At 31.2% G+C, this 9,024-nt stretch carries 9 protein-coding genes; 6 read left to right on the top strand and 3 right to left on the bottom strand.

Annotated elements, in window-relative coordinates:
- Window positions 1–83: 83 nt before the first annotated feature.
- Entirely contained in the window at window positions 84–1,055 is a 972-nt protein-coding gene (locus tag METFODRAFT_RS08550) for a cobalt-precorrin 5A hydrolase (RefSeq protein WP_007045197.1), read from the bottom strand.
- Window positions 1,021–2,112: a glycosyltransferase family 4 protein gene (locus METFODRAFT_RS08545; protein ID WP_007045196.1), complete on the bottom strand. Its 1,092-nt coding sequence runs from the start codon at window positions 2,110–2,112 to the stop codon at window positions 1,021–1,023. The genes METFODRAFT_RS08550 and METFODRAFT_RS08545 overlap by 35 nt, the downstream gene beginning before the upstream one ends.
- Window positions 2,113–2,195: 83 nt before the next feature.
- Between METFODRAFT_RS08545 and METFODRAFT_RS08540 the strand changes: the two genes are divergently transcribed.
- A complete protein-coding gene (locus METFODRAFT_RS08540; RefSeq protein ID WP_007045195.1) occupies window positions 2,196–3,215 on the top strand; it encodes a mechanosensitive ion channel family protein in 1,020 nt (339 codons plus the stop codon).
- Between the two features lie 11 nt (window positions 3,216–3,226).
- Here METFODRAFT_RS08540 and METFODRAFT_RS08535 read toward each other — a convergent pair whose 3' ends face one another.
- Window positions 3,227–4,405, bottom strand: a complete 1,179-nt coding sequence (locus METFODRAFT_RS08535) for a TIGR00375 family protein (protein WP_007045194.1) — start codon at window positions 4,403–4,405, stop codon at window positions 3,227–3,229.
- A 181-nt stretch (window positions 4,406–4,586) separates the two neighbouring features.
- On the opposite strand from METFODRAFT_RS08535, the gene METFODRAFT_RS08530 reads away from it, so the two are divergent.
- The 5 genes from METFODRAFT_RS08530 (at window position 4,587) to METFODRAFT_RS08510 (ending at window position 8,944) form a co-directional block, all read left to right on the top strand.
- Window positions 4,587–5,891 carry a tRNA pseudouridine(54/55) synthase Pus10 gene (locus METFODRAFT_RS08530; RefSeq protein WP_007045193.1) on the top strand — a complete coding sequence of 435 codons (1,305 nt, stop codon included), beginning with the start codon at window positions 4,587–4,589 and terminating at the stop codon, window positions 5,889–5,891.
- Window positions 5,892–6,076: 185 nt separating this feature from the next.
- Entirely contained in the window at window positions 6,077–6,373 is a 297-nt protein-coding gene (locus tag METFODRAFT_RS08525; RefSeq protein ID WP_007045192.1) for a 50S ribosomal protein L21e, read from the top strand.
- 94 nt (window positions 6,374–6,467) lie between these two features.
- A complete protein-coding gene (locus tag METFODRAFT_RS08520; RefSeq protein WP_007045191.1) occupies window positions 6,468–6,788 on the top strand; it encodes an RNA polymerase Rpb4 family protein in 321 nt (106 codons plus the stop codon).
- Window positions 6,789–7,024: 236 nt separating this feature from the next.
- Window positions 7,025–7,654, top strand: a complete 630-nt coding sequence (locus METFODRAFT_RS08515) for a DUF655 domain-containing protein (protein ID WP_007045190.1) — start codon at window positions 7,025–7,027, stop codon at window positions 7,652–7,654.
- 198 nt (window positions 7,655–7,852) lie between these two features.
- On the top strand, window positions 7,853–8,944 hold the full coding sequence (locus tag METFODRAFT_RS08510) for a radical SAM protein (protein WP_007045189.1): 1,092 nt from the start codon (window positions 7,853–7,855) through the stop codon (window positions 8,942–8,944).
- The last annotated feature ends 80 nt before the right edge of the window (window positions 8,945–9,024 follow it).

Below are 9,024 nucleotides of genomic sequence, written 5' to 3'. Positions count from 1 at the left end.
TTTTTGGTCTTAATTTTTAATAGTGTTAAATCACACTATCAGTTAATAAAAATAAATTGGGATATAATGTAAATGTTAAATAATCAACCCACTGATATAGCAATAGAAACGCCATCTTTTTTAAATTTTTTCAAAATCAACTCAATCTCGTCAAAATTTTTACCTGTTAATTTTTTTACTCCCAATATGGAAACTGGCTCACTAACGCCATAAACTCCAATGGTTTTAAATACAAAAAATGATTCTTCCAAATCGTTCCTAAATTTATAAACTTCATTAACTTCATCCCTACCAAAAATAAACAATGGTTTTCTAAAATTCTCAACCGTTTCTAAGATGCCTTTTTCATTCTTTTTAACATCAATCGTAGAGAATGCATCGACTCTCCACAATGGGATATTTCTCAAAAACAACGCCTTCTTTATCACCCAATAAACCTTATATCCTTCAATATTTTTTCTACTTCCAACACCAACAACAACCTTTTTTGGTTTTAAGATAATATCATCAACAACAACATAATCCTCATTGTGATAGGAAATATCATAAGTACTCAAAACCTTTCCAATAGGCTTCCAATTTTTTGGGAGAACCAAATCAACCTTCTCATTCAAAACCTTTTTATTTATTTTTAAAATATCTTTTCTTTTTGGAACTTCCAAAAAATACATTTTGGATAGTTCATCAATTCCAACTTTTCCATTAACATCGGTAGCAGTAGTAAAAACAACATTCGCATTTAAATTCTTAGCAATTAGGTTGGAGAAATAGTTTCCCCCACCCAAATGGTTAGATAAGATAGGGATGATATATTTTCCATCCTCACTACAAACAACAACAAATGCATCCGTCATTTTGTCGTTTTTAATTTTATCGATAAACTTCCTCAAAACAATGCCCATCGCCATTATAAAGATGAGTCCCCTTTCACTACCACTTATTTTAAAATTTTTTGAGTAAATAACTTCACTTTCATAGTAATAGTAATCTAAAATTTTTTTTATTTTGTTTGCTAAAATTTCACCGCGTTTTGTTATATAAACCACCTTTATCATAAACATCATCCTTTAAGTTATTATAACACTCCTCATAGATAGATCTTACTTTCTTTGCTACATTTTCCCAGGAGAAGTTTTTAGAGAACTCTTTTCCATTTTTACCAAATTTCTCCCTCAAATTTTTGTCATTTATTAGTATTTTTATCTTATCCTTTAGGATTTTTGGATTATTCGGAGGAACTAAAAAGCCATTGTATCCATCCTTTACAATCTCTCCGATACCTCCAACATTTGTCGCTATAACTGCCTTTCCACAAGCCATCGCTTCAAGTAAAACCATCCCAAGACCCTCTGAAATAGATGGAAGAACAAGAAAACTACAATTCCTCATATATTTTGCCACTTCTATTTGGGATTTTTTACCCAATAACTCAACATGTTTCATATTTTCCTTTTCTATTTTTTCTTTTATTTTATTAAACAATGGTCCATCCCCTATGAGTTTAAAATTGAAATCAATATCTTTTATAGCATCAATTAAAACATCCAAACCCTTTTGCTCAACAAAGGAGCCAACAAAAAGACCATAATCCAAATCATTCTCCCCATAAAATAAGTTGAAGTCAACACCATTTGGAATAACAATTGCCTTTCTCTTAAAATTATCGCCTAAATTATTCCTTAAAAACTCACTTACACAGATGATTTTATCTGCCCTACCTACTGCATAATCAAAAAAAGGTTTTCCAATAATGGATTTTGAAAGTTTTAAAACATCACTACCATGTAATGTTAGAATATTGGGCAAATTTCCCTTTAACAATCCTCCAACAACCCCCTGCGGAAACGCGTAATGACTGTGTATTAAGTCAATCTTTTCTTTTCTAATTATCTCTCTCCCAATTTTGTAGGCATTAAGCATGTATGTCAATCCCCTCATCTTTGGGATATATGGAATTTTATGTACAACAACATTTTCATATTTTTGGTTGTAATTGCTATGATATGTTAAAATATGAAATTCGCAATCATCAATATGCTTTACTAAATTTTCCACATGTATTGTTATTCCTCCAATAAAAGGGTAATAAATGGTCGGCATCAATACTTTCATACTCTCACTTAAAGATTTTTATTTGATAAGAAAAATTATAATTATGTCATTGAATTTATTAAAAGTTAATTTAATGTGATACTATGGCGGAAAAAACCCTAATATTAAGGACTAAATTTATAATTAAGGTTGTAATTTTACTTGGAATTTTGTATTATCTAAGTATGAAGTTAAATTTTTACCAATATTTGCTGAAGTTGGGGAATTATAGTAATCAGATTATTATATTGATTGCGTTGATTTTGGGAACTTTGATATTCTTAGATATAACCTTAGAGTTGTTAAGGAAGTATTTTGAGAAGGTGGATATAAGAGAATATCCTATCGTTGCTTCAGTGGTTAAATATGCGACATGGTTTGGTGTTATTTTAATTGCAACCTCTGTTGTTTATAAAGATGTGGGCTCTCTTGTAATGTCCCTTGGTCTTGTGGGGGCGGCTTTAACCCTCGCTTTGCAAAAACCAATTATGAATTTTGTAGGGTGGTTGACTATTGTATTTACACACCCCTTTAAAATTAACGATAGGATTTACATAAAGGATATTGGAGGAGGAGATGTCTATAAAATAGGCACAATGTATGTAAGTTTGAGAGAAGTTGATGGAGAACCAACAGGTAGGAGTTTGAACATACCAAATTCATACATATTAACAAATCCTGTTATTAATTTTTCAAAAGGTTCACCCTATGTGTGGGATAATGTTAAAGTTACCATAACCTATGAGAGTGATTGGAGAAAAGCAGAGAAATTAATCCTTGAGGCGTGTGATGAAGTCGTTGGTAAAGAGATGAGAAAATTAGCAAAGATTTGGAAGAATAAACCAAGGATTTTCCCAAAATCAAAAATCTATGACAAACCAGTTATAAGGATGCGTTTTATAGATAATGGTGTTGAGATAAAGGTTAGATATTTGGTTAATGTGTTTGAATGGGCAACCGTAAAGACAAAGATTATCAAAAATATCTTAAGCAAATTAGAGGAGGTGGATGATGTTGAAATCGCCTACCCACATATGGAAGTAATTTATAGGCAGAAATCGGGTGTTGTGGACAACCCATTCTTTAAAGGAAAAAGAAAAACAACAATTAAATTTATGAATTAATCATTAAATTTTTATCTATTGAGCCATGCATCAAGCGTATTTTGCATAACATACCAATTTATCTTTGGAGGGGTTTTCATAATTCTTCCATATTCCCCCCCTCCACCCGGGTAGATATAGATTTTTCCCCTTCTAAACAACTCAATGGTTTTTCCAACATCCTCATGTATTTCCTTTAATTCCTCAATATCTGCATTTATAAGCACCTTTATCTCATTTTTATATTTTTCAATGAATTTTTTCCATAAGTTGTTTACGGTTTGGGTCCCAATGCCTCTCTTTGTTGATAAACTTATTATCTCCGCCAATGGAATTATCTTGTAGTATGGAGGTCTGAATTTTGGATGGATAATTTGCCCATCGCTAAGTTCCTCAACCCTACTCAAAACACCCTTCTTTATAGTTCCTCCACATGGGCATTTAAAGTTCAATCTTTTTGCATCCTCCAACTTAAACCTTAAATAGCATTTTGTGCATGCAGTTAGATGATATTTCCCAAGTTTTGGGTCAAGACCATAATTGGCAACAATCTTATTGTTTTTTATCGCTTTTTTAATCTCCTCAAAATTCTCCTCCAAATTTCCAAGAGAATCTACCTCAAATTGGTTAAATTCCCTCCCCAGCCTATGTGGATGGTAGGAATGAGCATCAGAATTGCTTAAAAATGGAATGTCTCTCAACTCTTTAATCATATCTGCCATATCAGTATCAGCAGATAATCCAAGTTCTATAAAATCAGGTTTTTTTCCATAACAGTCATAAACAGAGTCAAATGACTTATATAAACTTGTCCACGGCGTGAAAGCATGTGCAGCCCCTATAAGACCTCCAACGTCATGAACAACTTCAATTAGTTCCTTTCCATCCATTAAGACCCGTGGTCTTCCATCATCGTCAATATTTTTTGAGTATTTCTTTAATATCTCCCTCAATTCTTCAACTTTTGATATTGATGGGAGAAAAACAAGGTGATGAACTCTGTTTATATCTTCAATTTCAGTGGTTAGCAATAGATTTTTGTCCTTATAATTTTTAATCTCGTTTAGATATTTTCCATGCAAACAATCTCCTGTTCCTATCAAATCCAAACCTTTTAATTTACCATATTTTAATATATGCTCTATGTCCATATACTTTGATGTGCCTCCTGAGTATTTGGAGTGGATATGCAAATCAGCATTGATGATCATGAAATCACCTTATTACAATTAACTTAGTTAGATGTGGTGTAATCCAAATTTAGGAAATATTTGAATTATTTTAAGATTTGAATCCAGTAACAACCATAAAAATTTAGCATATAAATGAATTTTAGTAAATTTCACAAACAATTATAATTTACCTCAGAATATTAATAAATTTGGTGGTGTTATGGAAATAAACATTGAAATCTTAAAAAAGTATCCATTATGTCATAGATGTTTTGGAAGGTTGTATGCAAAGTTATTACATACAAACAACTTTGAGAGAGGAAAGGCATTAAAAATTGTCAAAGGTATGGAATTAGAATCTTTATTGAAGAAAATAGAAGAAGGCGGTGGCAATAAAGATGAGATTTTAGGGTTATTAAAATGCCTATACAGAAGTGGATTAAAAGAAATAAAAATCAAAGAAATTAAGGAAGAAATAGTAGAAGAATGTCCATGGTGTAAAGGAATTTTTGAAAAGAGTTATATGGAAGAATTGGCAAACAAAGCGATTGAATTATTAAAGGAATATGAATTCGATACATTTATGGTCGGAACCCATATACCAGAGGATATTAAGGAGTTGGAGAAAGAAATAGAAACACCATATATGGAAAGCATAAGGCAGGAATTTGGGAGAGAGATTGGTAAACTCATTGCTGCAAAGATGAACAAACAACCAGACAAAACAAATCCTGATATTGTTATACACATAAACCCATACACAAAAGACATCTATTTGCAAGTTAATCCATTATTCATAAAAGGTAGATATAGGAAATTAGTCAGAGGAATTCCGCAAACGCACTGGCATTGTAGGTTTTGCAGAGGAAAGGGATGTGAAAAGTGCAACTTCACTGGAAAGAGATATCCTACCTCAGTTGAAGAGATTATTGCAGAACCATTCATGAAAGTTACAAAAGGAACTAAAGAGGTATTTCATGGTGCTGGAAGGGAAGATATTGATGTTAGAATGTTAGGAAATGGGAGACCATTTGTTTTAGAAATAAAAGAACCAAAAATAAGGAAAATAGATTTAAATAAGGTTGCTGAAGAAGTTAATAAGAGTGGAACAGTGGAAATATTAAACCTTGAGTACGGTGAAAGGAAGGATGTTGTTTTCTTCAAAAATGAACCACATAAAAAAACATATCGTGCATTGGTTGAGTGTGAGGAAAAAATAACCAGTGAAGATATAGAAAAGGTTATTAATACATGTGAGAACTTAACAATACACCAAAAAACACCAAAGAGGGTCTTACATAGAAGGGCAGATTTAACAAGAATCCGTAAGGTATATAAAGTTTGGGCACATAAAATAGATGACAATCATTTTGAGATGAAGATTTTTTGTGATGGAGGACTATATATAAAAGAACTTATAAGTGGAGATGATGGAAGAACATCTCCATCAATCTCCGAAATATTAAATAAAAAATGTATTTGCAAAGAGTTGGATGTTTTAGAAATTCATGATGAAACATCCTAAGCAATGTAAGTGTGCTTCTTATCTTCATCTTCCTTCAATACCCTTCTCTCTAACGAAAGTGAAATATACCCCTTTGATGAAACTTTCTTAAAGTTTCTTTTAGAAATTATGAAATGATTAATTTAGCGAAAATTTTAAATGTGGTTTTCAATTGGACATAATAAAAACACGCAGGAGGATTGATTATGGCACAAAGAAGTGAAGGATTTAGAAGTAAAACAAGAAAAAAACTTTCAAAACACCCAAGAGAAAGAGGTCTCTACCCAATTACAAGAGCGTTAAAGAAATATAAGGAAGGAGAATATGTCCATATCATCATTGACCCATCATACCATAAAGGTATGCCACACCCAAGATACCATGGAAGAACAGGAATCGTTGTAGGACAAAGAGGTAGAGCATTCATTGTTAGAGTTAGAGATGGAGGAAAATACAAACTCATCATTGCAAGACCACAACACTTAAGGCCTTGCAAAGCATAAATTATTTTTAATTTATATTTTTGTTAAATAATAAAATTATAATAAACAATTCCTATTTTTTGTTATTTTAAATTTTTATTATTGGAGGGATTATATGATAGGAAAAGAAATTCTCAGCCAAAAATACATAACAGTTTCAGAGGCAAAGGCCATCATGACAAACATGGCAGGAGAGGAATTATCCTATGAACATGGTTGTGCATTAGATTACCTCCAAAAATTCGCAAAGTTGTCCCCTGAGGATGCAAAAAAGTTGGTTGAAGAATTAATGGAAATTGGGGTTGATGAGAAACATGCAGTTAAAATAGTGGACATCCTTCCAGAAGATTATGATGACTTAAGAGTTATCTACTATAGGGAAGATTTACCACCAAATAAAGATGAAATTTTAGAAATTGTTGCAAAGTACCTATAAAATAATAAAAAGTATTTATGACAATTGAAGTTTACTATTTTCCTCAATTCGTTTTAAATGATGATTTTTAGACTAAATTTTAATTAAATATTAAATATTATGAGTAATATAAAATTTTGTAAGTTATTTAATTAAGTTTTAAATTTTAAATGTGCAATAATATTATTATATCCTTTGTTTATTAAACTAAATAATTTAAATTGATATGTTCACAAAATCATGTATAAGGTGTAATTATGGTCAAAAAATACTTTAAGTCTAAAAAAAGGAAAGACTTTGAAGACTACGCATGGGTTTTAGATTACTTACCTTATGGATATTCCGATGATCCAAGACCTATCCATGAGAGAAAACCTATTGCTCAAGCCATTGGAGAAAAACAGTTTGTGTTGATGGAATTAATTTTAAAAGATGATATAGAAGTTGGATTGGCAGAGAGAGTATATATCGGAAGAGGAAAGAGGGATAAGATAGACCATGTTGCAAAAATGATAAAATACGATAACCTAACAAACACTGCAAAAACTGAATTGTTATATGTAGTTATGGAGGCAGTTAAAAATAACGAAGAGAGGTTTATAAACTTTTTAAACAAATGCCAAAGCATAACACCAAGAAAACACATGTTAGAACTTCTCCCAGAAATTGGAAAAAAACACATGTGGCAAATAATTGAAGAGAGGGAAAAAAAGCCATTTGAAAGTTTTAAGGACTTTGAGGAGAGGACACATAAAGATATCGTTAGAGTTATAGCAAAAAGAATTGTTGAAGAATTAAAAGAAGACCAAAAATACTACCTATTTGTTAAGTGGAAGAGGGGGCTAATTTTAGATGAGGAAAAAATGGCTTTTTATTTAAAAGAATAAGCCATCATCTAAAATTTTAGAATTAACAAATTACAACTTCTTAAATTAAATTTTTTCTTAAATTTTAATCTTTTTGATAAAAACAGTCCACTCCAAATTTAGAACTTACTTATTATAAATTCTTTAAAATTTCACAAGTTTAGATTTATTTTTTAAAATTTTTTATGAATATCACAAAATGTTTGAAGTGTGGTGGTTATGGAACTTCCAAAGGGTTGTCAATACTGCATTAGAGGAGAGAAGTTAGTTTTATTCATTACTGGCTTATGTAACCAAAACTGCTACTACTGCCCACTATCTGAAAAAAGAAAGGGTAAAGATGTGATTTATGCCAACGAAAGGCAAATAACATCTATTGAAGAGGTTATAGAGGAGGCATACCTTTGTAGTAGCAAGGGTGTAGGGATAACTGGTGGAAATCCACTTTTAAGAATAGATAGGACGTGTGAATACTTGAAAGCATTGAAGGATGAGTTCGGGGAAAAATTTCATGCCCACCTATATACAACCCCAGATTTGATAGATAAAGAAAAATTGGAAAAATTGCAGGATGCAGGATTGGATGAAATTAGACTACATCCAACAAAAATATTCAATGAAGGTGCAAATACAGAATATTATAAACTTCTGTTGGATAAATTAAAACTCTGTATGGAATATATTGAAGATGTTGGAGTTGAAATCCCATCTATTCCAAACATGGAAAAAGAAATCTTAAATCTTGCATATAAGTTGGATGAAATAGGGGTTAAATTTTTAAACATCAATGAGTTGGAGTTCTCAGAGACAACTTATGACACTTTAATCGCAAAAGGGTTTGAGGTTAAGGATGATATATCCTCAGCCATTAAGGGGAGTGAAGAAACTGCCCTATATGTGTCTGAAAACTTTAAAGGAAACATGATAATTAATTACTGCCCATCCTCATTAAAGGACAACATCCAGTTGAGGAATAGACTTATAAACAGGGCAAAAAATGTGGCAAAGGATTATGAGGTTATAACAGATGAAGGTTTATTGCTTAGGGGAATTATGATATTTGATAATAAAGAGGATTTGGAAGAGATAGCAGAAATTTTGAGAGATAATGAAGTTGAATTTGAAATTGTTGAAAATAAAATCTATCTAAACCCATTTGTATTGGAGGATTTGATAGAAGAGATGAAAAGGGCAAGATATGAAATTAAATTCAGTGCATATATCTCTGAGGTGTATCCAACAGTTGATGCATTAGAGGTTGAGAGAATACCATTAGTTACCAAAAAATTAAAGTTTAGAAGAAGAAAATAACCAAAATTCACCTTATTTTAAAATTTAAAAGAAACAATAAACTCTATTTTTAATAGGACTTTCGCAAATACATTTAAATA

Origin of the sequence: Methanotorris formicicus Mc-S-70, from assembly GCF_000243455.1 — an archaeon.
Taxonomy (GTDB): Archaea; AGJL01; Methanococci; order Methanococcales; family Methanococcaceae; genus Methanotorris; species Methanotorris formicicus.
Note: the sequence above shows the minus strand (reverse complement) of the source record. Positions and strands in the feature narration are given on the sequence as shown.

Bases quoted from the DNA above. Each gene is read 5' to 3' on its own strand.
- METFODRAFT_RS08540 (WP_007045195.1), top strand. From the start codon at position 2,196: ATGGCGGAAAAAACCCTAATATTAAGGACTAAATTTATAATTAAGGTT.
- METFODRAFT_RS08520 (WP_007045191.1), top strand. From the start codon at position 6,468: ATGATAGGAAAAGAAATTCTCAGCCAAAAATACATAACAGTTTCAGAG.
- METFODRAFT_RS08530 (WP_007045193.1), top strand. From the start codon at position 4,587: ATGGAAATAAACATTGAAATCTTAAAAAAGTATCCATTATGTCATAGA.
- METFODRAFT_RS08545 (WP_007045196.1), bottom strand. From the start codon at position 2,112: ATGAAAGTATTGATGCCGACCATTTATTACCCTTTTATTGGAGGAATA.
- METFODRAFT_RS08535 (WP_007045194.1), bottom strand. From the start codon at position 4,405: ATGATCATCAATGCTGATTTGCATATCCACTCCAAATACTCAGGAGGC.
- METFODRAFT_RS08525 (WP_007045192.1), top strand. From the start codon at position 6,077: ATGGCACAAAGAAGTGAAGGATTTAGAAGTAAAACAAGAAAAAAACTT.
- METFODRAFT_RS08510 (WP_007045189.1), top strand. From the start codon at position 7,853: ATGGAACTTCCAAAGGGTTGTCAATACTGCATTAGAGGAGAGAAGTTA.
- METFODRAFT_RS08550 (WP_007045197.1), bottom strand. From the start codon at position 1,055: ATGATAAAGGTGGTTTATATAACAAAACGCGGTGAAATTTTAGCAAAC.
- METFODRAFT_RS08515 (WP_007045190.1), top strand. From the start codon at position 7,025: ATGGTCAAAAAATACTTTAAGTCTAAAAAAAGGAAAGACTTTGAAGAC.